This is a genomic window from Streptomyces sp. NPDC002055, from assembly GCF_040296705.1.
Lineage (GTDB): Bacteria > Actinomycetota > Actinomycetes > Streptomycetales > Streptomycetaceae > Streptomyces.
On sequence record NZ_JBEOXS010000029.1, the window covers coordinates 40,905 to 64,269 of the forward strand.

Genomic DNA, 23,365 nt, shown 5'->3' on the forward strand with positions numbered 1-23,365 from the left:
ACACCGGGGCTCGCCCCGGGCCGCGCGGACTGTGCCCGTGCGGCTTTTGACTGATCAGTATTCGTCGATTCTCACGACCGTCACCTCTCGCGCCGATACGCGGGGGTCGCAGGAGGCACCGTGCTCACCGCGTTCGCCCGAGCGTTCAAGACGCCCGACCTGCGCAAAAAACTGCTGTTCACACTCGGCATCATCGTGCTGTTCCGGCTCGGGGCGCACATCCCGCTGCCCGGAGTCAGCTTCCCGGACGTCAATGCGTGTGTGAAGCAGGCAGAGGGCACCCAGGGCCTCTTCGGCCTGGTCAACATGTTCAGCGGCGGCGCACTGCTGCAGCTGACGATCTTCGCGCTCGGGATCATGCCGTACATCACGGCGAGCATCATCCTGCAGCTGCTGACCGTGGTCATTCCACGGCTGGAGGCCCTCAAGAAGGAGGGGTCGTCCGGCCAGGCCAAGATCACGCAGTACACCCGGTACCTGACGGTGGCGCTGGCGGTGCTCCAGGGGACCGGCCTGGTGGCCACGGCCCAGGGCGGCTCGCTCTTCCCGCAGTGCGACCGGGCGGCGCAGATCATCCCGGACCGTTCGATCTTCATGACCATCACGATGGTCATCACCATGACCGCCGGCACCTGCCTGATCATGTGGCTCGGTGAGCTCGTCACCGACCGCGGCATCGGCAACGGCATGTCGATCCTGATGTTCATCTCGATCGCGGCCGGCTTCCCGTCCGCGCTCTGGTCGATCAAGCAGCAGGGCAAGATCGCCGACGGCTGGGTCGAGTTCGGTGTGGTGATCCTGGTCGGTCTGGCGATGGTGGGCCTGGTCGTCTTCGTGGAGCAGGCCCAGCGCCGGATCCCGGTGCAGTACGCGAAGCGCATGATCGGCCGCAGGTCCTACGGCGGCACGTCCACGTACATCCCGCTCAAGGTGAACCAGGCAGGTGTGATTCCTGTCATCTTCGCCTCCTCGCTGCTCTACATCCCGGCCCTGCTGGTGCAGTTCAGTGGCTCGAAGGCGGGCTGGGCGACGTGGATCAACACCCATCTGGTCAAGGGCGACCACCCGTATTACATGGTCACGTACTTCCTCCTGATCGTTTTCTTCGCGTTCTTCTACGTGGCGATCTCGTTCAACCCCGAGGAAGTCGCGGACAACATGAAGAAGTATGGTGGCTTCATCCCGGGCATCCGGGCTGGTCGACCTACTGCTGAGTACCTGAGCTACGTGCTCAATCGGATCACCTGGCCGGGGTCGCTGTACCTGGGCTTGATCGCACTTGTGCCGACGACGGCGTTGGCAGGTTTCGGTGCCAACCAGAACTTCCCGTTCGGCGGGACGAGCATCCTGATCATCGTGGGTGTGGGTCTGGAAACCGTGAAGCAGATCGAGAGCCAGCTTCAGCAGCGTAACTACGAAGGGTTCCTCCGCTGATGCGAATCGTCCTCGTCGGGCCGCCCGGTGCGGGCAAGGGCACGCAGGCCGCGTACCTCGCCAAGAATCTGTCGATCCCGCACATCTCCACGGGAGACCTCTTCCGCGCCAACATCAGCCAGGGCACGCCCCTCGGCAAGAAGGCGCAGGAGTACATGAAGGCCGGCCAGCTGGTGCCGGACGAGGTCACCATCGGGATGGCCAAGGCACGCCTGGAGGAGCCGGACGCGGCGGACGGCTTCCTGCTGGACGGCTTCCCCCGCAACCTCAACCAGGCCAAGGTCCTGGACGAGATCCTCGACGAGAAGAGCATCCGCCTCGACGCGGTGCTCGACCTCGAGGTCCCGGAGGACGAGGTCGTCAAGCGGATCGCGGGCCGCCGCATCTGCCGCAGCGACAGCAGCCACGTCTTCCACGTGACCTACAGCGCGCCGAAGGCCGAAGGGGTCTGCGACCACTGCGGCGGCGAGCTGTACCAGCGGGAGGACGACACCGAGGAAACGGTCCGCAAGCGCCTCGAGGTCTACCACCGCGAGACCGAGCCGATCATCGACTACTACAAGGCCCAGGGCCTGGTGGTGACGATCTCGGCGCTCGGCAAGGTGACCGAGGTGACCCAGCGGGCCATGGAGGCGCTCCGGCAGAACGCCGCCTGAGGCCTGCACGGATCGGAACAGAGCACGGAACGGCCGTGGTGTCCCCGGACACCGCGGCCGTTTTCGGTTGGCCGGTTACCGTAAGGACGACAACCGATTCATCGAGGAACCCAGCGGAGACGATTCCCCTCCGCGACAGTGGCGGCGTGACCGCGGAGAGGCAGCAGGAGAACCCATGGTGGAGATCAAGACCCCGGAGCAGATCGCCAAGATGCGGGCGGCGGGGCTGGTCGTGGCGAAGATCCACGACGCGTGCCGTGCGGCCGCCGTGCCGGGCGCCACCACCAAGGACCTGGACGACGTCGCGCGCAAGGTGCTCGCCGAGAACGGCGCCAAGTCGAACTTCCTCGGCTACGGCGGCTTCCCGGCCACCATCTGCACCTCGGTGAACGACATCGTGGTGCACGGCATCCCGGACACCGACACGGTCCTGAAGGACGGTGACCTGCTCTCGATCGACGCCGGCGCCATCATCGAAGGCTGGCACGGCGACGCGGCCCTCACCGTCTTCGTGGGCACCGGACACGCCCCGGAGCTCCACGAGCTCTCCCGGGTGACCGAGGAGTCCATGTGGGCCGGCATCGCCGCGGTGAAGAACGGCAACCGGCTGGTCGACATCTCCCGGGCCATCGAGACCTACATCCGCCGGCAGCCCCGCCCGGCCACCGGGAAGTACGGGATCATCGAGGACTACGGGGGCCACGGCATCGGCTCCGAGATGCACATGGACCCGCACCTGCTGAACTACGTCGAGCGGCGCCGCGGCCGCGGCCCCAAGCTGGTGCCGGGCTTCTGCATCGCGATCGAGCCGATGGTCGGCCTCGGCACGCCGCGGACCCACGTCCTGGAGGACGACTGGACCGTCAAGACCGACGACGGCAGCTGGAGCAGCCACTGGGAGCACTCGGTCGCGCTGACCGAGGAGGGCCCGCTGGTCCTGACCGCCGTCGACGGCGGAAAGGCGAAGCTCGCCGAGTACGGCGTCACCACCGCGCCGGACCCGCTGGCTTAATGATCTACGCTACGGGGCATCCTTCCTCGATTCGTCTTTCCGAGTGCCCTGGCGTAGACTGACGCGTCGGCTCTCGTGTATCCGTGTGTCCGCATGCGTAGCGAGGGCCGATCAAGGTAGCCGATTCGAAGGGCGAAGCGTGGCCAAGAAGCAAGGTGCCATCGAGATCGAGGGCACCGTGATCGAGTCCCTGCCGAACGCCATGTTCAAGGTGGAGCTCCAGAACGGTCACAAGGTCCTCGCGCACATCAGCGGCAAGATGCGGATGCACTACATCCGTATCCTCCCGGATGACCGGGTCGTCGTGGAGCTCTCTCCCTACGACCTGACGCGCGGTCGGATCGTCTACCGCTACAAGTAGATCTTGCCGAGGCCCTCGTCCGCGGGGGACCGGCACTGACCCGGAGAACCTCACATCCCATGAAGGTCAAGCCGAGCGTCAAGAAGATCTGCGACAAGTGCAAGGTGATCCGCCGCCACGGCCGGGTCATGGTCATCTGCGACAACCTGCGCCACAAGCAGCGCCAGGGCTGACGCACGACCTGCACCTCGCAGTTTCTTCGCGCGACGCACATTCGTACATACGCAGTCACCCCTTCCCCAGCAGTGGGGAGGACACCCCCGGTCGGAGGCCGGGGACCCGGGGATTTTCGTCGGGCGCCCGAGAGCGCTCCGGCGGCCGGGAGCGGTGCTGCGGAAGACCTCCGCATAGCCATCAGGAGCCACATCAATGGCACGCATCGAAGGCGTTGATCTTCCGCGCGAAAAGCGCGTGGAGGTCGCCCTTACCTACGTCTTCGGCATTGGTCGCACCCGTGCTCAGGAGACCCTGAAGAACACTGGTGTGAACCCCGACACCCGCGTTCGCGACCTGGCCGAAGAGGACCTGGTCAAGATCCGCGAGTACGTGGACCAGACCTTCAAGACCGAGGGTGACCTCCGTCGCGAGATTCAGGCCGACATCCGCCGCAAGGTCGAGATCGGCTGCTACCAGGGTCTTCGTCACCGCCGTGGCCTGCCGGTCCACGGTCAGCGCACGAGCACCAACGCCCGCACCCGCAAGGGCCCGCGTCGCGCGATCGCCGGCAAGAAGAAGCCGGGCAAGAAGTAGTCCTCACCGGACGCTGCCCAGCGGTCCGAGCTGTAGGACCGACCACCTCCACGGGAGTTACCAAGTATGCCTCCGAAGAGCCGTACGGCCGGCGCCAAGAAGGTGCGCCGCAAGGAGAAGAAGAACGTCGCCCACGGGCACGCTCACATCAAGAGCACGTTCAACAACACGATCGTTTCGATCACCGACCCGACCGGGAACGTGATTTCTTGGGCCTCTGCCGGCCACGTCGGCTTCAAGGGCTCGCGCAAGTCCACCCCCTTCGCCGCGCAGATGGCCGCCGAGTCGGCCGCCCGCCGCGCGCAGGAGCACGGCATGCGCAAGGTCGACGTCTTCGTGAAGGGTCCCGGCTCCGGCCGTGAGACCGCGATCCGCTCCCTCCAGGCCACCGGCCTCGAGGTGGGTTCGATCCAGGACGTCACCCCCACTCCGCACAACGGATGCCGCCCGCCGAAGCGCCGCCGCGTCTGACCCGAGGAGCGCATCCTCGTGCATGCGCTGCCCGAGCGCCAGGTGATCGACACCCAGGTGCAGGAGCAGCTGATCGTCGGGCTCTACTCCAAGTAGTAGGGCCGGGCGGTACGGGCGGTACGACCCATTCGGGCCGTGCCGCCCGTACCCTTGCAGTATCGACTCCGGGCTGCCGCCCGGGGCATCGGCATCAAATAGCGGGTGCCGAAGACTGGAGGCAATTTTCATGCTGATCGCTCAGCGTCCCTCTCTGACCGAAGAGGTCGTCGACGAGTACCGCTCCCGGTTCGTGATCGAGCCGCTGGAGCCGGGCTTCGGCTACACCCTCGGCAACTCCCTGCGTCGTACGCTCCTCTCCTCGATCCCCGGCGCCGCTGTCACCAGCATCCGGATCGACGGGGTCCTGCACGAGTTCACCACCGTGCCGGGCGTCAAGGAGGACGTCACCGACCTCATCCTCAACATCAAGCAGCTGGTCGTCTCCTCGGAGCACGACGAGCCGGTCGTGATGTACCTGCGCAAGCAGGGTCCCGGCCTGGTCACCGCTGCGGACATCGCCCCGCCGGCCGGCGTCGAGGTGCACAACCCCGACCTGGTGCTCGCCACCCTGAACGGCAAGGGCAAGCTGGAGATGGAGCTGACCGTCGAGCGCGGTCGCGGCTACGTCTCCGCCGTGCAGAACAAGCAGCTGGGCCAGGAGATCGGCCGGATCCCGGTCGACTCCATCTACAGCCCGGTGCTCAAGGTCACCTACAAGGTCGAGGCGACCCGTGTCGAGCAGCGCACCGACTTCGACAAGCTGATCGTCGACGTCGAGACCAAGCAGGCGATGCGTCCGCGCGACGCCATGGCGTCGGCCGGTAAGACCCTGGTCGAGCTGTTCGGTCTGGCCCGCGAGCTCAACATCGACGCCGAGGGCATCGACATGGGCCCGTCCCCGACGGACGCCGCCCTCGCCGCCGACCTGGCGCTGCCGATCGAGGAGCTCGAGCTCACGGTCCGCTCGTACAACTGCCTCAAGCGTGAGGGCATCCACTCCGTGGGTGAGCTCGTCGCCCGCTCCGAGGCCGACCTGCTCGACATCCGCAACTTCGGTGCGAAGTCGATCGACGAGGTCAAGGCGAAGCTGGCCGGCATGGGCCTGGCCCTCAAGGACAGCCCGCCCGGATTCGACCCGACCGCCGCCGCCGACGCCTTCGGCGCCGACGACGACGCGGACGCCGGTTTCGTGGAGACCGAGCAGTACTGATCCCTCTCCGGCGGGGACCGGGCCCGCGGTGAAAGCCGCAGGTCAGGGCCCCGCCGGGGCGTGGATCGGGCCCTTCGCCGGGCCCGATGCAAGACCTTCCGGCGGGCAGCAGCCCGTGCGGACCCTGACACCGGTACCTGATACGGCCGGTGCAGACAACGAGGAGAAACACCATGCCGAAGCCCGCCAAGGGCGCCCGTCTGGGCGGCAGCGCTGCGCACGAGCGGCTCATGCTGGCGAACCTCGCCACCGCGCTGTTCGAGCACGGCCGCATCACCACCACCGAGGCCAAGGCCCGCCGGCTGCGCCCGGTGGCCGAGCGTCTGATCACCAAGGCGAAGAAGGGTGACCTTCACAACCGCCGTCTGGTGCTGCAGACCGTCCGCGACAAGGGTGTCGTCCACACCCTGTTCACGGAGATCGGCCCGCGCTACGAGAACCGGCCGGGTGGCTACACCCGGATCACCAAGATCGGCAACCGTCGTGGCGACAACGCCCCGATGGCGGTCATCGAGCTGGTCGAGGCCCTGACCGTGCAGCAGACCGCTGTCGGTGAGGCCGAGGCCGCCACCAAGCGTTCCGCCAAGGACGCTGCCGGTGACCAGGCCGCCGCGGACCTCAAGAAGGACGAGGCCGTCGAGGCCGAGGCCAAGGATGAGGCCGCCGAGGAGTCCAAGGACGCCTGAGCCGTCCGACGGCTTGCACGGACGGGCCCGCTCCCAGTTTCTGGGGGCGGGCCCGTTCGGCGTCCGGCGTGGAGAGGAACGTGGGGTGTGAGCGACGACGTGGAGCCCGGCTTCGTCCGGGTCCGGCTGGACCTGTCCTACGACGGGAAGGACTTCTCCGGCTGGGCCCGCCAGCGGGAGCGGCGCACGGTGCAGGGCGAGCTGGAGAGCGCGCTGCAGACCGTGATGCGGCTGCCCGAGCCGGTCGAGCTGACCGTGGCGGGCCGTACCGACGCGGGGGTGCACGCCCGCGGCCAGGTCGCCCATGTGGATCTGGCGCAGGGGGTGTGGGACGAGCACCGGGAGAAGCTGCTGCGGCGGCTCGCGGGGCGGCTGCCGCACGACGTCCGGGTCTGGAAGGTCGAGGAGGCCCCCGCGGGCTTCAATGCCCGGTTCTCGGCGATCTGGCGGCGGTACGCCTACCGGGTCGGTGACCAGCGGGGCGGCGTCGACCCGCTGCGGCGGGGGTACGTGCTGTGGCACGACTGGCCGCTGGACATCGGCCTGATGAACGAGGCCGCGGAGCGGCTGCTCGGCGAGCACGACTTCGCCGCCTACTGCAAGAAGCGCGAGGGCGCCACCACCATCCGCACCCTGCTCGACCTGCGCTGGGAGCGGACCGAGGACGGGCTCGCGGTGGCGACCGTCCGGGCGGACGCCTTCTGCCACAACATGGTGCGGGCCCTGGTGGGCTCGCTGCTGCTGGTCGGCGACGGGCACCGGCCGGTGGGCTTCCCGGGCGAGGTCCTGGCGGGGCGGGTGCGGCACTCGGCGGTGAACGTCGTCCGGCCGCACGGGCTGACCCTGGAGGAGGTCGGCTACCCGCCGGACGACCAGCTGGCGGCCCGCAACCTCGCGGCGCGGAACAAGCGCTCCCTGCCGGGCACCGCGCCTGCCGGGGGCGGGGCCGGCGCGGGCTGCTGCTGACCCGGCTGACCTGGCTGACCCGCTGACCTGGCTGCCCCGGCTGGGTCGGGAGCGGTCGGGCCGGGAGCGGTCGGGTCGGTCCCCGGTGGGTCGGTTGCGCAGGGAGCGGTTGCGGGCGGAGCTGGTTGCGCTCGGGCCCGGTTGCGGTCGGGACCGATTACGGTCTGCCGGGCCGGGTGCCGGTCGGTCCGGCTCGGTCAGCCGGTCCGGCTCGGCCGAGCGGGGGCTCGGCCTGCCCAGTGTCCGGCTCGGCCGAGCGGGCGCTACCGGCCCAGCCGGGCGAGCAGGGCCTTGAGCGGCTTGACCCGGTCGACACGGAGGGTGAGCGATTCCGTCCTCGGGACGGGCTTGGCGTAGCGCGGCAGGAGGCCGCGTCGCCACCGGACCGCGGGCAGCTTCGGTTCGGCCGGTACGGGCAGCTCCCAGGAGCGCCCGGGGCCCGCGCCGAGGTGCAGCGACACGCTCCAGTCCCCGGCGGGCAGCCGGGTCAGCGGTACGGGAACCGTGAACCGGCCGTCGGGGAACAGCGGCGCGGCCGGCTCGCCTCCGGGGGCCGGTACCGGGACGACGATCTCCTCGGTGGTGCCGGTGGTGCCGGTGGTGCCGGTGGTGCCGGTGGTGCCGGTAGTCCCAGTGGTCCCGGTGGTCCCAGTGGTGCCGGTGGTCCCGGTCAGGCGTACCCGGAGCGTGCCCTCCGGCAGGCCGGCCAGCTCGCAGGTCCCGGAGACGGTGAGGATTCCGTCCTCCGTCGACCAGGCGGCGCCCCCGACGCCGAGCAGCGGGGCGACCTCGTGCTTCCGCTCCCCGACGTCCAGGGTGAGGTTCCCGTGGGGCTTGGTGGAGTAGAGCGTGACGGGCGCGGCCCCGTCGGCGGTGGCCACGAGGTGGGTGGCGGGCCGGTGCGGGACGGCCTCGGTGCGGCGGCTGCCGAGGCGTATCTCCTTGGTGAAGCCGTCCACGGATATCGCGAGGTGGAGGTCCCAGAGGCCGTCGGGCAGCGCGGCGCCGTCCGCGGCGGTTGCGAGGTCGACGGTCGCGGCGAAGCCGGCCCGGGAGTAGTCGTACGCTCCGGCGTCCTCGTCGGCCCCGAGCCCGGGGGTCGGGGTGCGCTCCGCCGGGAGCCGGTGCTCGGCCCCCGTGCCGCGCTCGCGGAGGACCAGTTCGGTGCGCAGGCCCTCGGTGGTGGTCGGGACGCGCCGGAGCCGGGCGTGTCCGGTGAGGCGGAGCTCGCTCCCGGTGAGCACGGCGGCCTCGACCCGGTGGCGCGCCTTGGCCTCGTCGGTGATGTCGTAGCAGGCGTCGGGCACGGCGCGCTCGGGGTCCCGGAAGAACGGGTAGCGGGCGAGGACGCGGCCCTGCTCGACCAGGACCCCGGGGGCGCTGGTGCCGGCCGTGCGCTCGCGGACGGTGATGCCGTAGCTGGTGCTGCCCTGGGCCATCTCGAACTCCACCAGCTCCAGCAGCTCGTCGAGCATGCCGTGTTCCACGAGGTGGCAGCGGAGCCGGGCGAGGGCGGGCAGCCGGGCCGCGAGGTCCGGGTGGTAGCAGCGGCCGAGGACGTCCCGGAGCCGGGTGAGCGCCTTCTCCTGGTCCTCGCGCCGGGGTTCGTGGTGGATGTGCAGCACGGCGTCGCGCAGTTCCACGGTGAGGTGACGGTGCAGCAGGTGGTCGCGGCCGGGGCCCGGGGGGACGTGCTCGTCGAGCAGGTCGACCATGGTGTCCAGGGAGCGGATCCGCATGTCGGTGTCGTGGTGGGTGACGGTGATGTTGCCGCCGTCGGCCCGGGCGACCCAGTACAGGCAGTCGTAGTCGGCGACCACGGAGATGCCGGAGGCGTGCAGATAGGCGAGCGCCGTGAAGTAGACGTCCTCGCCGATCTTGTACTCGGTGGGGAAGCGGAGCCCGTGACGCTCCAGCAGGTCGCGCCGGAAGAGCTTCATCGGGTTGAGCGTCCAGTACACGCGTGAGGCGAAGACGTCGGTGCGCGGCTGGTTGCGGCCGAACATGGAGCTGGGCGCGCGGCGGCCCCCGACCCCCACCATGCGGCCGAGGACCACGTCGGTTTCGTTGGTCTCGGCGGCCTTGACGAGCCGTTCCAGGGCCTCGGTGCCGAGGTAGTCGTCGGCGTCGAGGAAGAAGACGTAGCGGCCGCGGGCGTACTGATCGAGTGCCAGGTTGCGGGGGGCCGACGGGCCACCGGAGTTCTCCTGGTGAACGACCCGGATGAGGCCGGGGTGTTCCGCGGCGAGCCGGTCGAGTTCCGCGCCGGTGCCGTCGGTCGAGCCGTCGTCCACCGCGATGATCTCCATGCGGTCGTGCCCGATGGACTGCTCGACCACCGACGTCACGCACTGGGTGAGATAGGGCATGGCGTTGTAGGCGCCGATGATGATGCTGACGTCGGGGACGGGCAAGGGAGCGCACTCCGTTCAGGCAGCGGGAGCTCCGCGGGACGGCCCGCAGCAGGTGCTGTCTCGGTACGGCAGCGGGCCACCGGGCGGCGGAGCCTTCCGAACGATCGTACGTATCTCCCGCTGGGCGCAGCTCAGTTGGCATCCAATTCCTTTACATCACGGTCATCTTGTGATGGATCTGTGATGACTCCTGTCCCTCTTTGTCGGACATCTCCTCTTGTCGCCGGCTTGTCGGTAGGTGAATATTCAGCTGACTTAGGGTCATGAGGGGGCATAAGCAGTGATGGGGGAATCGTGCGGGAGGTGGCTGGCCGCCGGGGCGGCCACGGCGCTCCTGCTGGTGTCCGCACCGGCCGGCGCGCTCGCGCCGCCGGCGGCGGCCGCGGGGTGCACGGCCGGCACACCGGTGGACTTCAACGGCGACGGGACGCGTGACCTCGCGATCGCGGACCCGGAGGCGACGGTCGCGGGGCATGCGGAGGCGGGGCTGGTCCGGATCTCCTACGGCGGCGGCAAGGGGGTCGCGGAGCTCTCCCAGGACGCCGCCGGGGTACCGGGGGACGCGGAGACCGGTGACCGCTACGGCCACGCTCTCGCCGTGCTCGACGAGAACAAGGACGGGTGCAGCGATCTGGCCGTCGGGGTGCCGTACGAATCCCTCGGCGAGGAAGCCGAAGCGGGCCTGGTCCAGGTGATCTACGGCGCGCCGGGCGGGCTGGGGACCGGTCCCGCCGTGCGGGAGCTGTTCCAGGGGGCGGGCAAGGGCGACATCGCCACGTCCGCCGCGGAGGAGCGGGACTGGTTCGGCTACGCCCTGGCGGCCGGGGCCACCACCTCCGGAGACCCGTATCTGGTCATCGGCGTGCCGGGGGAGGACCTCGACGCCACCCAGGACGCCGGCACCGTGCACTATCTGCGCGGCGGCGTCAACGTGAGCATCCACGAGGAGAGCCCCGGTGTCGCGGGGGCGGCGGAGCGGGACGACCGGTTCGGCTCCGCGGTCGCCGCGTCACCCGAGCACATCGCGGTGGGCGGCCCGGGCGAGGCCATCGAGGACCGGACGTTCTCCGGGGCGGCCTGGGTGTTCGGGCACCGGCTGAGCGGCGACGGGATCCCGGTGCCGCTGGCCGACTTCGACCAGACCTCGGGCATCAGCGGGTCCGCGGAGACCGGGGACCAGTTCGGCTCGGCCCTGGCCCTGGTTCCCTACCGGCCGTCGGGTGCCGCGTCGGCGACCCACTCGCTGCTCGCCGTGGGGGCGCCCGGCGAGGACAGCACGACCGGTACCGACACCGGCCGGGTCGTCGTCCTGGACGTCACGGCCTCCGGAACGGCGCAGCAGACGGCGGACATCAGCCAGACCGAGGCGGGTGTCACCGGCGTCGGCGAGGACGGTGACTACTTCGGCCGCCAACTGGCCGCCGTCAACACCGCTCCCGGCTCGGTCGGTACGGCGAGCACGGTCCTGCTGGCCGTGGGGGTTCCCGGCGAGGACGTCGAGGAGGCCGTCGACTCCGGCTCGGTGCAGATCTTCCCGCTGGTGGGAGCGGCCGGTGACGGTGACGCCGCCGTGGGCAAGGGCGACGCAGGGCTGCCGGGAACACCGGGGCCGCGGGAGTACCTCGGGACGAGCCTCTGGGCCACTTCCTCGCAGCTCTATGTGGGGATTCCGCACGGTGCGCCGGCCGACCGGGGGGTGTACGGCCTGCGGTGGCCGGACGTCCTGGCCGGCTCCGCCGGGACCGTGACCGCCTGGAAGCCGGGCGAGGGCGGACTGCCCGCCGTGGGACGGGCCTTCGGGGCGGTGGTCCGGTGACCTCCGGCGGACGTGGGGACGACAGGACGGACGAGCCGGGGGAACCCGGGGGCGGGGACGTGAAGAGCAAACGATTACGGCGCAGCGTGCGCCGCACTGCGACCATGGTGGGGGTGCTGACGGCGCTGCTGGCGGCCGGCGGCACCGGACTTCCGGACACCGGCACACCGGTGCCCGCGGGTGCGGCCTCCGCCGCGCCCGCGAAGACACCGTCCGGCCGCTACGCCAAGGTGCAGCAGACGGAGGAACAGGCACAGGTGGCGGCCGAGGCCGGCGGGAACCCCGTCGAGGTGGCCGCGCTCCGGCAGGAGCGGCGGGAGGTGCTGGCCAACCCGGACGGTTCGTTCACGGCGTACGAGTACACCGAGCCGGTGCGCACGGTCCGCGACGGACGGTGGGTCCCTGTGGACGACGCCCTGGTCCGGCGCGCGGACGGGAGTTGGGGCCCGAAGGCGGCCACGGTCGACCTGCGCTTCTCGAACGGCGGTGAAGAACCGTTTGTGCGGATGCGGAAGGCGGGGCGCGAGTACGCCCTGACCTGGCGGGCCGGAAAGCTGCCCGCGCCGAAGGTGGAGGGCAGCACCGCGACCTACCCCGACGTCCTGCCCGGGGTGGATCTCGTGACCCGCGCCGAGGTGGACGGTCTGGCACACCTGCTGGTGGTCAAGACACCGGAGGCGGCCCGGAACCCCGAGCTGAAGAAGATCGAGTTCGGGCTGCGGACCCAGGGGCTGACCGTCGAGGAGACCGCGGACGGTTCCCTGCGCGCGGTGGACGCCGCGGTCGGCGGCACGGTGTTCGAGGGCGCCGAGCCCGTGATGTGGGACTCCGCGGACACCGGGCCGCAGGCCGGCCCGTCGGCCTCGGCCCGGCCCGGCAAGGCGCCGTCGGGGGCTCCGGCCGCCCGGGCCGCGCGCCCGGCCTCGGCCTCCCGGGCCGCCGCGGACCCGTCCGCGGAGCGGGCCGTCGACGGCCCGGGGGCCGGTGGCCGCACCGCCCCCGTCGACGTCGAGGTGACCGGGGACCGGCTCAGCCTCACCCCGGACCGTTCGCTGCTCACCGGCGAGGACACAGTCTTCCCCGTGGTCATCGACCCGGTCCAGCGGACCACCTCCCGTACGGCCTGGACCGGCGTGATGTCCGGCATGCCGACGGAAGCGGACTGGAAGTACAAGGGGAGCGCGGGAGCGGGCAAGTGCCCGACGGACTACAACCCGGTCTCCTGCAACGGTGTGGGTGTACGGCGGCTGCTCTACACCCTGCCGACGTCGTTCTACCGGGGCAAGAGCATCCTCGAGGCGAGCTTCTCGGCACGGGTGGAGCACGTCTACCACGCCGACGCCAGGGCGGAGCCGATCAGTCTCTACCGGATCGGCGGGAAGAACTACACCGTCACCGCGAAGAGCAACTGGTCCAACACCAAGGACGACTGGAACGACCGGCTGCTGACCGTCGACCGGAAGATCCAGCCGACGTCCTGCGGGGCCCAGCCGAATCTGCACTTCGAGGGCGGGGAGCTCCTCAAGGAGTTGCAGACCGCGGCCGACGGCGACTGGTCCTCGATGTCGCTCGGGCTGCGGGCCACCAACGAGGACACCTTCGGCGGGTGGAAGCGCATCTGCGGGAAGGCCCACCTGTCGGTCAAGTACAACAAACCGCCGAAGAGGATCGACGTCGACTGGATGTCGTCCAACCCCGGAAAGGAGTGCACCTGGGGGAGCGGGCGGCCGTTCACCGACGAGCGCCCGAAGCTCCGTACCCAGGCCCGGGACCCGGACCACACCTCCTACCGCACGGAGCAGGTGAAGGTGGAGTTCAAGGTCGACTGGACACGTAGGAACGGCAGTTCCGACTCGTACACGGCCACCACGAAATTCAAGGCGCCCAACGAGGGGACCAGTTTCGACCACACCGTCAAGAAGTCCGTCATCAGTGATCTCAAACCGGGCTCGGTGATCTACTGGAGTGCCCGCGCCCACGACCACGCCCAGGGGGGACCGTGGAGTTACGACGGTGGCGCCCAGCGCTGCGAGTTCATCTACGACGCGACCGTCCCCGGAGCTCCCGGGGTCGTCTCGAAGGCCTATCCCGATGACGGGAAGTGGCACGACGGCGTCGGCACGGTCGGCAGCTTCACCTTCGCTCCCAACACCGACGACTCCATCGACGACAAGGACGTCACGGAGTACCGCTACAGCTTCGACAAGGAGCCGATGAAGCCGGTGGCCGCGAAGCCGATGGGCGGACCGGCCACGGTCAGCTGGACTCCGATGAAGCCGGGCCGGCACACGCTGACCGTCGAGGCGTACGACCGCGCGAAGCACTCCAGCAGTTCCTCGCACCACTGGTTCCTCGTCACCGAGGGGCGTCCGGTCGCGGGCCAGTGGAACCTCGCGGACGAGCGCGGGGCCGGGACCGCTCACGACGAGACGCTGGACCATCCCGCGACGGCGGGGCCGGGCGTCGAGTTCGGCGTGCCCGGACCCGGTGGGACGGCGGACTTCGCCGCCCGGTTCGACGGAACCGAGAACGGCTATCTCGACGCCGAGGCGGGGGTTCTCGACAGCGACACGAGCTTCAGCGTCAGCGCCTGGGTCCGGCCCACCGCCCTGGACCACGACATGGCGGTGGTCAGCCAGAACGGAACCGGAGAGCCCGGTTTCACCCTCGGGTACGACGCCGGCCTCAAGTCCTGGGCGTTCTCGGCGCCGGTCGGCGACGTGAGTTCGCTGGGTTCCTGGCAGGCGAAGGCGGGAGTCGTCCCGGTCAAGGACCAGTGGGTGCTGCTCACCGGCGTGTACGACGCTCATGCCGCGGGCGGTCCGGAGATGCGGATCCACGTCAACCAGCAGGTGCAGGGCACCGCCAAGCGCCGCTCCGTGTGGAAGGCGCGCGGCGACCTGCAGATCGGCCGGGCGACGGCGCCGTCCGGCTACCGTGATCCCTTCCAGGGGGATCTGGCCGAGGTCCGGGCCTTCGACCGCGTGCTGTCCCCGGAGCAGGTCGCCGAGCAGATGACGGTGAAGCCCCAGCGCAAGGGCTACTGGCCGTTGGACAGCGCCGCGAACGGCACGTCCGCCGATGCCCAGCAGGGCGGGCAGCCGCTGACGCTGGGCGGCGACGCCACGGTGTACCGGTCGTCGGACCCGCTGGCCGAGCCTCCCCTCGTCGGCGCGGGGCACCTGACGCTCGACGGCGCGGGTGACTGGGCTGCCACGGCGGCGCCCCCGGTCAACGGGACCAGCAGTTTCACCATCACCGCACGGGCCCAGCTGACCTCGCTGGACGCCGAGAAGTCGCAGACGGTGTTCTCTCTGCCGGGCAGCGCGGCGGACCGGGTCGCGGTGCGCTACGACGCGTCATCCGGACGCTGGCAGTTGGCGGTGGCGCGGGAGAACAAGGCCGGCGCCAAGGTCACATCGGTGACCGATGACCGGGAGCTCCCGGACACCGGCGGGGCGGGCCAGCATCTCGCCGTCGTCTACGACGCGTTCGCCAATCGGCTCCGCCTCTATGTCGAGGGGCAGCTCGCCACGTCCGCGAGTGCCGCCGACACCACCCTCTGGGCCGCGAACGGAGGGCTGCAGATCGGCCGTTCCGCCCAGGGCGGCGGCCGCGAGCACTTCGCCGGTGCGCTCGACGAGGTGCGTGTCTACTCCGGTGCGGCCGACCCGGCGGCGGTGGCACGTATGGCGGAACCGGTCCCCGCGCCGGGTCTCTAGCCCGGAGCGGCCCCGGGGCGGGCACGCCCCTGGCCCGAGTGCGCCGGACCTGTGCCGGTGCACTCGGGCCCACCCATCGAATCCTCTGAATCCCCGTCTTCGGGAACCTGCGGAAAGAAGCATCCGTGAAGCCCATGTGTGGCCGTTCACTCAACAGCCGCTTAACCAGACGCGCCATCGGCGCCATCGTGCTGGGACTCAACCTGGCGCTGGTCGGAGGCATGGCCGAGGCCGTTCCGGCCGAGAAGAGGTCCGGACCCGGGCGCCCCGGCGTGACCCGGTCGGCCGATCCCGTCCGGGGCAAGGTGGCGAAGGCCCGCCCCCGGCCGTCGGACCCGACGCGGAAGGCGGCCGTCACCCGACTGGACACAGCCGCCTGGCCGAAGCCCGGGAGCGTGGCGGCCCCCGTCCACCCGAGCAGCGGAAAGCCGGGCAAGCGGGCGACGGTGACCGCGGGTGGACTGCCCGTCTCGGTCGCCGAGGCCGCCGTGTCCGGCCGGCGGAAGGCCGGCGGTGCACGGCCGCCCGCCGCGGTCCGGGTCACGAATCTGGACACCCGGCGGGCCCGTGCGCTCGGCAGCGCCGCGCTGCTGCGCGTCCAGCGCACCGACCGGGCCGGCCGGCCGGGCAAGGTCGCGCTCACCGTCGACTACTCGGCCTTCGCCGAGGCCTACGGCGGCAGTTACGGGGCACGGCTCCACCTGGTGCAGCTCCCGGCCTGCGCGGCGGTCGCCCTCCCGGGCAGCAAGAGCTGCCCCGGAGTGCCGGTGCCGCTCGACACGGCGAACGACGCCTCGCGGCGGACCGTGACCGCGGAGGTCACGACCGCTCCGGCGGCCCCGGGGAAGTCCGCCGGCACCGCCGCCAAGGCACCGCTGGTCGCCCTCGCCGCCGGCACTGCGTCGTCGCAGGGCAGCTACCAGGCCACTCCGCTGGCTCCCTCCGCGAGCTGGAGCGTGTCCAACGCCTCGGGCGGCTTCTCCTGGAACTATCCCGTCCGCACCGTTCCGACCCCGGGCGGCCTGACGCCTTCCATCGGGCTGGGCTACTCCTCGCAGTCCGTCGACGGGCGCACCGCGGTCACCAACAACCAGGGGTCGTGGCTGGGCGAGGGCTTCAGCTTCGAGCCGGGCTACATCGAGCGGGCGTACAAGCCGTGTTCCGACGACGGCCACAAGGACTCCGCCGAGCAGTGCTGGGCCTACGACAACGCCACCATCCTGCTCAACGGCAGCGCCACCCGCCTGGTCAAGGACGACGACGGCGACGACTGGCACCTCGCGGGCGAGAGCGGAGCCAAGGTCCAGCGGCTGACGGGAGCCACCAACGGCGACGACGACGGTGAGCACTGGAAGGTCACCACGACCGACGGCACCCAGTACTTCTTCGGCCTGAACCGCCTGCCGGGCTGGAGCGCCGGCAAGGAGGAGACCGATTCGGCCTGGACGGCCCCGGTCTTCGGCGACGACGCCAAGGAACCCTGCTACAAGGCCACCTTCAGCAGTGCGCACTGCAAGCAGGCGTGGCGGTGGAACCTCGACTACGTCAAGGACACCCACGGCAATGTGATGTCCTACTTCTACGGGGCCGAGACCAACCACTACGCCCTGAACGGCAAGACGGACGCCAAGGGCACCGCCTACGAGCGCGGCGGCTACCTCAAGCGCATCGACTACGGCCAGCGGGACGCCAAGGCCTACGAGGCGAAGGCCCCCGCCCGGGTCTCCTTCACCGTGGCGGAGCGGTGTCTGCCCACGAGCGGTTTCGACTGCGCCCCGGCCAAGCGGACGAAGGCCAACGCGGCGCACTGGCCGGACACCCCGGTCGACCTGGAGTGCAAGGCCGACACCAAGTGCACGGCCGGCCAGTCCGTCCCCTCCTTCTGGACGACTAAGCGGCTCACCGGCATCACCACCCAGATGCGCACGGGCACCGACACCTACACGGATGTCGACGCCTGGACCCTCACCCACCGCTTCACCGACAACGGCGACGACTCCAAGACCCTGTGGCTCGCCGCCATCGACCACGAGGGCAAGGCCGGGAGCGGCAGCGTCAAGATGCCCTCGGTGGAGCTGCAGGGCACCCAGCTCGTCAACCGGGTGGACCGGAACGGCGACAACATCGCCCCCTTCCACCGCTACCGGCTGGGCACGGTGCTCAGCGAGACCGGCGCGCAACTGGACATCAACTACGCGCCGACCGAGTGCACGGCGGGAGCCCTCCCGAAGCCGGGCGAGTCGACCAAGCGGTGCTACCCGGTGCGCTGGGCGCCGCCCGGCCACATCGAGCCGATCACCGACTGGTTCCACAAGTACGTCGTCGCCGAGACCATCGAGACCGACCGCACCGGCGGCGGGGACAACCTGGTCACGGAGTACGACTACCAGGGCGACGCGGCCTGGCGGCACCCCGACCCGGACGGCATCACCGACGAGAAGTACCTGACCTGGGGGCAGTGGCAGGGCTACGGCAAGGTCAAGGTCACCGGTGGTGACGGCGAGACCATGCCCACCCGGGTCGACTACACCTACCTCCAAGGCATGGACGGGGACAAGAAGCCCGGCGGGGGCACCCGCTCGGAGAAGGTCTCCGACTCGACCGGCAAGGAGTACACCGACTCCGAGGAGTACAACGGCTTCGAGCTGGAAGCTGCGACCTATGACCGGGGCAAGGTCGTCTCCAAGGTCGTCAACGAGCCCTGGAAGCACATCACCGCGACCGAGACCAGGAGCTGGGCCACCACCCGGGCGAGCATCGTCAAGCCCCGGGTGACCCGCGGCTACACGGCCCTGGCCGACGGCCGCTGGCGCACCACGAGGTCCGAGTCCACCTACGACACCGACACCGACACCGGCCGGCTGCTGAGGACGGACGACGACGGGGACCTGGCGAAGGACGACGACCAGACCTGCACCCGCCTCTGGTACGCGGACAACCCCGGCAGGAACCTCTACGAACTGCCTTCCCGCAGCGAGGCGGTGAGCGTCGACTGCTCGAAGACGCCCGACCGTGGTACCCAGGTGACCGCCGACGAGCGCACCTCCTACGACGACGGGAAGTTCGGCGAGGCTCCGACCAGGGGGCTGGCGACCAGGACCGAGCGGCTGACCTCGTACCAGGGGGACACCGCGCGCTACCAGGTCACCGGGACCACCACATACGACGCCTTCGGCCGCCCCACCCGGCAGAAGGACGCCGCGGAGAATGCGACCTCGACCGACTACACCGAGACGAACGGCCTGCTGACCAGGACGAAGGTGGCCAACGCCCTCGGTCACGCCACCACCACCGACTACGCCCCGGCCTGGGGCCAGTCCGCGGGACAGACCGACCCCAACGGCCGGCGCACCGACCTCGGCTACGACGCCCTCGGCCGGCTGACTTCGGTGTGGATGCCGGACCGTCCCAAGTCGGAGTCCCCGAGCATCAAGTACTCCTACTTCGTCAGCCGCGACGACGCCATCGCCGTCAAGACCGAGAAGGCCGAGATCAGCGGCTCCTTCGGCGTCGAGTACCAGCTCTACGACAGCCTGCTCCGCCCGCGGCAGAAGCAGACCGAGGGGCCGGGCGGCACCCGGATGGTGGCCGACACCTTCCACGACGGCACCGGCAAGATCAAGAAGACCAACTCCACCTACAACATGGAGGGTGCTCCGTCGCCGAAGCTCCTGACCCGCGCCAACGGTGAGGTCGGCGCGCAGACCCTCTACGAGTACGACGGTCTGGGCCGCACCACCGCGGAGATCTCGCTGGTCGCGGGCCAGGAACAGTGGCGGACCACGACGGTGTACGAGGGCGACCGCACCCGCGTCGACCCGCCGGCCGGCGGCATCCCCACGACCACCCTCACCGACGCGGCCGGCCGCACCACCGAGGTCCGTCACCACCAGGGCGCGGGCCCCACCCCGGAAGGTGCCGGCGGGCCGGGCAACGGCTACGACTCCACCACGTACACCTACACCCCGGCGGGGCGGCTCAAGTCGGTCACCGACGCCAAGAAGAACGTCTGGCGCTACGAGTACGACCAGCTCGGCCGGAAGACCAGGAGCGTCGACCCGGACACCGGCACGTCGACCACCGAGTACGACGCACTGGACCGGCCGGTCTCGGCCACCGACAGCCGCGGCGAGCGGATCTCCACGGTCTACGACGAGCTGAGCCGCCCCGTCTCGACCTGGGAGGGCGAGCCGAAGACGGGCACCAGGCTCACCGAGACCCGCTACGACAAAGCCGGCCGGCTGGGCCACGCCTACGCCTCGCTGCGCTACACCAGCGACACCGAGTACTTCCTGTCGGTCACGCAGACGGTGGACGAGTTCTACCGTCCGATCAAGACCGCCTACCAGGTGCCGAAGTCCGAAGGGGCCCTCGAGGGCGTCTACACCTTCAGCTCCACCTACAACCGCGACGGCACTCCGCGCGGTCTGGGGATGCCGGAGGCGGGCGGCCTCGGGGCGGAGGCCGTCGTCTTCGGCTACGACGAGCTGCAGCGCCCGAAGAGCCTCAAGGGCGATGCCTCGTACGTCTCGGACACCGTCTACAGCCCCACCAGCCTGGTCAAGCAGCTCGAACTGTCCACCGGCAGCGGCAAGGCGGTCTGGCAGACCTTCGCGTACGAGAAGGGCACCGATCGGCTGACCCGCTCGGCGGTCGACATCTCCGGCGTGGGCCCGGTCAAGCAGTCCTTCTACTCCTACGACCAGGCCGGCAACGTCCTGTCGATCGCCGACACGGCGAGCACCACGCCCGATGTGCAGTGCTTCGCCTACGACTCCGCGCAGCGGCTGTCCGAGGCGTGGACCCCGCAGTCGGACGAGGCCGGCGCGGCCGGATCGGGCACGGTCGGCGGACCGCAGAACGGTTCCTCACCGAAGAGCTGCGGGTCTTCTCCGGGGGAGAAGCCGCTGGGCGGCCCGGCGGCGTACTGGAAGTCGTACACCGTCGACGCGATCGGCAACCGGACCAGGGAGACCGTCCACGACACCGGCCTCGACAAGGCCAAGGACGTGACCCGCTCCTTCACGTACGGCGAGAACAAGGCCGGTCCGCACGCGGTCACCAAGGTCGTGGAGAACACCCCGACGGGTGACCGGAAGTCCTCCTACGGCTACGACCCCGCGGGCAACACCGAGAAGCGCACGGTCGGCGGCAACGCCCAGACCCTGGAATGGAACGCCGAGGGCGACCTCGCGAAGACGAAGGAGGCGGACGGCAAGGAGGCGACCTACCTCTACGACGCCGAGGGCAACCGGGTCATCCGGCGGGACGCGGCCGCCACCACGGTCTACCTGCCGGGCATGGAACTCAGCCTGCCCAAGGGTGGGGAGAAGATCCAGGCCACCCGCTACTACACGTTCGCCGGTCGGACGGTGGCGATCCGCACCGACAAGGGCGACCTCTCCTTCCTCGCCTCCGACCACCACGGCACCGGCGAACTGGCCGTCAACGCCGAGACCGGCGCGCTCTCCCAGCGCCGCTTCGACCCGTACGGCGTGGAGCGCGGCAAGCCCGCGGGTGAATGGCCCGGAGAGAAGGGCTTCGTCGGCGCCACGATCGACGCGCAGACCGGCCTGACCCATATGGGCGCGCGCGAATACGACCCGGGTCTGGGCAAGTTCATCTCGGTCGACCCGGTCATCGACTTCTTCAGCCCGCAGCAGATGAACGGCTACGGGTACGCCAACAACTCTCCCGTCACGCTGTCCGACCCCAGCGGCCTGCTGCCGTGCGCGACGGGCATCCAGCTCAGCTGTGGCCCGTGCAACCCGATCTTCTCCTCCTGTGGGGGCGGAGGCGGCGGTGGCGGCGGTGGCGGTGGCGGAGGCGGAGGCGGCGGGGGTGGCGGCCATCAGGACTGGGTCGTCCACCAGGCGCAGCACCAGGTCTACTCGGCACAGCGCAACCTCGGAACGGCGAAGCACCGTGTCGTCCAGGCCGCCAAGTCCCTCGTCAAGATCGCCAGAGACATCCTCGGCGTCGACGCCGCCATGGACTGCGTCTCCACCGGAGACCTGGGCTCCTGCGGCGAAACCCTGCTGAATGTCGCGGGCAGCTTCGCCGGCGGACTCGCCGGCAAGATCCTTTCCAAGTACGGCATGCCCTGGAACTGGGCGAAGGGAGCCAGACTCACCAAACGCGTCTGGGGCCTGCTCGGCGACCTCGTCGGCGGCGCCAAGGACATGTGGAAGGCGTCCAAGTCACTCGACAAGGCGAAGGACACACTCGCCGCCGCCCGGGCCAAGGCGAAAACCATGGTCTCGAAGGGCAAGGAGCCGACCAAGTGCCATAGCTTCCTGCCAGGCACCAAGGTGCTGCTGTCGGACGGCAGCACCAAGCCGATCGAGGACGTCGAACTCGGCGACAAGGTCACCGTCACCGACCCCGAAACGGGCGAGACCACGACCCGCGAGGTCGTCGGCACCATCGTCACCAAGGACGACAAGCACTTCGTCGACCTGACGATCTCGACGGAGAAGGCTGCGGCCGACGGCACGGCCAAGGACGGCGAGGACGGCAAGGCCGGTGACGAAGGCAAGGCCGCCGGTGAGCCGGTCGAGGCCGGCAAGAAGACCGCGGCGCTGATATCCACGACCACCCACCCGTTCTGGGTGACATCCGAGAAGCGCTGGATCAAGGCAGGCGACCTCGAGCCCGGCATGACCCTCCGCACCCCGAAGAGCGACCGCGTCACGGTCGAGGGCGTCCGCCACTTCGAGGAACGGCGCCGGACGCATGACCTCACGATCAGCGGAATTCATGCGTACCATGTGCTGGCGGGGGCCACTCCGGTTCTGGTCCATAACTGCGGCGTTTCCAATGAATTGGAAGCGCAGGCCGATCGTGGTGAAATGCGTGGAAGTGATTTTGCTTCCGAGTACAGGTCCCGGAGCGGCGAGTTCTATCGCTCGGATAATAAGGAGCCGGTAGCGGCGCCTGACGAAATGGCGGATCTTTTCAAGAGAGAAGATCACCCCATGAATGGTGGGTGCTCGGAAATGCAGTGCCTGAGCAAAGCTTACAAAGCCGAAGGTGAGGTCGGGATCCGAGGGGGACATATGACGACGGTTCACGTGAGCGACACGGCAAAGGGTGCTCATGGTGAACTTGCCACCCCGTGCCGGGCATGTCGGCGAGTGATGAACGGATTGGGGGTGAGTTACTAGTGGACGCAGAGTCGCAGGATCCGGTGCTCAGCTTGGATCCCGGCACCGTGGCCGCTCTGGAGGCGTCTGGGTGGCATCCTGGGCGTCGGGTCGACGTGTCCGCTGAGGTACAAGCCTTGGAAGCCCGCGGGTACGTCACGAGTCGCACGGTCCTCGGTTTTCTTGAGTCGTTCTCTGGGCTGCGGGTCGAGCCGGTCAATGAACAAGGCCCGAATTTCATCAACGGAGAACCGTTCATCGCCGACCCGGTAGGGGTCGGGAACAGGCATCAGGATGAAGCCGTGGCGATCGGTTCGGCGCTGAACGGGGCTTGGTTCCCCATCGGCTGGTGGCTCAGCTATTCGCATGTCTTCATGGAGCGATCCGGCGCGCTGGTCGCTTGTGCGAATGGCCTCATCTGGAGTCTTGGGGACACCCCCCTCGCAGGTCTGGACTTCATGGTGCGAGCCGATCGTCCATTGGTTTGTGTGCATGCCCCTGCGGGGGTGAGGCCGTGGCCGGACAGCGTTTGACCTCCTCATGGATTACCGGACTGTGATGTTCGCCGAATCCTTGGCGCGGCGCCAGCCTGGCCGGACCCCGATGGGGAGTGGCGCTTCTTCGGGAGCAGCTCACCGCCGACGACGTGAATACCTGAGAGGCCCCGCTGGAGTCATCCAGCG

General features: G+C 69.8%; 15 protein-coding genes and 1 pseudogene. 15 read left to right on the top strand and 1 reads right to left on the bottom strand.

All coding sequences use genetic code 11. The features are described 5' to 3' along the window. The first annotated feature begins 120 nt into the window (after positions 1 to 120). From secY to truA, 11 genes and pseudogenes are all read left to right on the top strand, one after another. Positions 121 to 1,434 carry a preprotein translocase subunit SecY gene (gene secY, locus ABT112_RS19490; protein ID WP_351511182.1) on the top strand — a complete coding sequence of 438 codons (1,314 nt, stop codon included), beginning with the start codon at positions 121 to 123 and terminating at the stop codon, positions 1,432 to 1,434. Then, positions 1,434 to 2,090 carry an adenylate kinase gene (locus ABT112_RS19495; protein ID WP_351511184.1) on the top strand — a complete coding sequence of 219 codons (657 nt, stop codon included), beginning with the start codon at positions 1,434 to 1,436 and terminating at the stop codon, positions 2,088 to 2,090. Before secY ends, ABT112_RS19495 begins: the two co-directional genes overlap by 1 nt. Positions 2,091 to 2,265: 175 nt before the next feature. Beyond that, entirely contained in the window at positions 2,266 to 3,102 is an 837-nt protein-coding gene (gene map / locus ABT112_RS19500) for a type I methionyl aminopeptidase (protein WP_351511186.1), read from the top strand. 139 nt (positions 3,103 to 3,241) lie between these two features. Beyond that, positions 3,242 to 3,463: a translation initiation factor IF-1 gene (infA, locus tag ABT112_RS19505; RefSeq protein ID WP_003956442.1), complete on the top strand. Its 222-nt coding sequence runs from the start codon at positions 3,242 to 3,244 to the stop codon at positions 3,461 to 3,463. A gap of 59 nt (positions 3,464 to 3,522) precedes the next feature. Further along, complete coding sequence (rpmJ, locus tag ABT112_RS19510; protein ID WP_003956441.1) at positions 3,523 to 3,636, top strand: 50S ribosomal protein L36; 114 nt, start codon at positions 3,523 to 3,525, stop codon at positions 3,634 to 3,636. A gap of 196 nt (positions 3,637 to 3,832) precedes the next feature. Next, positions 3,833 to 4,213, top strand: coding sequence for a 30S ribosomal protein S13 (gene rpsM / locus ABT112_RS19515; protein WP_351511188.1), 381 nt, complete (start codon positions 3,833 to 3,835; stop codon positions 4,211 to 4,213). A 66-nt stretch (positions 4,214 to 4,279) separates the two neighbouring features. Then, positions 4,280 to 4,684 carry a 30S ribosomal protein S11 gene (rpsK, locus tag ABT112_RS19520; RefSeq protein ID WP_009715860.1) on the top strand — a complete coding sequence of 135 codons (405 nt, stop codon included), beginning with the start codon at positions 4,280 to 4,282 and terminating at the stop codon, positions 4,682 to 4,684. A 9-nt stretch (positions 4,685 to 4,693) separates the two neighbouring features. After that, positions 4,694 to 4,780 (top strand): annotated as a pseudogene (locus tag ABT112_RS19525) (30S ribosomal protein S4); the annotation flags it as partial. Positions 4,781 to 4,910: 130 nt separating this feature from the next. After that, complete coding sequence (locus tag ABT112_RS19530; RefSeq protein ID WP_010473911.1) at positions 4,911 to 5,933, top strand: DNA-directed RNA polymerase subunit alpha; 1,023 nt, start codon at positions 4,911 to 4,913, stop codon at positions 5,931 to 5,933. 173 nt (positions 5,934 to 6,106) lie between these two features. Beyond that, positions 6,107 to 6,619 carry a 50S ribosomal protein L17 gene (gene rplQ / locus ABT112_RS19535; protein WP_351511190.1) on the top strand — a complete coding sequence of 171 codons (513 nt, stop codon included), beginning with the start codon at positions 6,107 to 6,109 and terminating at the stop codon, positions 6,617 to 6,619. An 87-nt stretch (positions 6,620 to 6,706) separates the two neighbouring features. Further along, entirely contained in the window at positions 6,707 to 7,585 is an 879-nt protein-coding gene (gene truA, locus ABT112_RS19540; RefSeq protein ID WP_351511192.1) for a tRNA pseudouridine(38-40) synthase TruA, read from the top strand. Between the two features lie 263 nt (positions 7,586 to 7,848). On the opposite strand, the gene ABT112_RS19545 is transcribed toward truA, so the two are convergent. Next, positions 7,849 to 9,999: a glycosyltransferase family 2 protein gene (locus ABT112_RS19545; protein ID WP_351511194.1), complete on the bottom strand. Its 2,151-nt coding sequence runs from the start codon at positions 9,997 to 9,999 to the stop codon at positions 7,849 to 7,851. Positions 10,000 to 10,282: 283 nt separating this feature from the next. Here ABT112_RS19545 and ABT112_RS19550 point away from each other — a divergent pair, with 283 nt between their 5' ends. From ABT112_RS19550 to ABT112_RS19565, 4 genes are all read left to right on the top strand, one after another. Then, positions 10,283 to 11,815, top strand: a complete 1,533-nt coding sequence (locus ABT112_RS19550; RefSeq protein WP_351511252.1) for a VCBS repeat-containing protein — start codon at positions 10,283 to 10,285, stop codon at positions 11,813 to 11,815. Positions 11,816 to 11,901: 86 nt separating this feature from the next. Beyond that, positions 11,902 to 15,537, top strand: a complete 3,636-nt coding sequence (locus ABT112_RS19555) for a LamG domain-containing protein (protein ID WP_351511196.1) — start codon at positions 11,902 to 11,904, stop codon at positions 15,535 to 15,537. 188 nt (positions 15,538 to 15,725) lie between these two features. Further along, a complete protein-coding gene (locus ABT112_RS19560) occupies positions 15,726 to 22,703 on the top strand; it encodes an RHS repeat-associated core domain-containing protein (RefSeq protein ID WP_351511198.1) in 6,978 nt (2,325 codons plus the stop codon). Beyond that, entirely contained in the window at positions 22,703 to 23,215 is a 513-nt protein-coding gene (locus ABT112_RS19565) for an SUKH-3 domain-containing protein (RefSeq protein WP_351511200.1), read from the top strand. The genes ABT112_RS19560 and ABT112_RS19565 overlap by 1 nt, the downstream gene beginning before the upstream one ends. Positions 23,216 to 23,365: the final 150 nt, after the last annotated feature.

What these genes read in the sequence shown, in the direction of transcription:
- ABT112_RS19495 (WP_351511184.1), top strand. Translation starts at nt 1,434, where the DNA reads ATGCGAATCGTCCTCGTCGGGCCGCCCGGTGCGGGCAAGGGCACGCAG.
- map (WP_351511186.1), top strand. Translation starts at nt 2,266, where the DNA reads ATGGTGGAGATCAAGACCCCGGAGCAGATCGCCAAGATGCGGGCGGCG.
- rpmJ (WP_003956441.1), top strand. Translation starts at nt 3,523, where the DNA reads ATGAAGGTCAAGCCGAGCGTCAAGAAGATCTGCGACAAGTGCAAGGTG.
- rpsM (WP_351511188.1), top strand. Translation starts at nt 3,833, where the DNA reads ATGGCACGCATCGAAGGCGTTGATCTTCCGCGCGAAAAGCGCGTGGAG.
- rpsK (WP_009715860.1), top strand. Translation starts at nt 4,280, where the DNA reads ATGCCTCCGAAGAGCCGTACGGCCGGCGCCAAGAAGGTGCGCCGCAAG.
- ABT112_RS19530 (WP_010473911.1), top strand. Translation starts at nt 4,911, where the DNA reads ATGCTGATCGCTCAGCGTCCCTCTCTGACCGAAGAGGTCGTCGACGAG.
- rplQ (WP_351511190.1), top strand. Translation starts at nt 6,107, where the DNA reads ATGCCGAAGCCCGCCAAGGGCGCCCGTCTGGGCGGCAGCGCTGCGCAC.
- ABT112_RS19550 (WP_351511252.1), top strand. Translation starts at nt 10,283, where the DNA reads ATGGGGGAATCGTGCGGGAGGTGGCTGGCCGCCGGGGCGGCCACGGCG.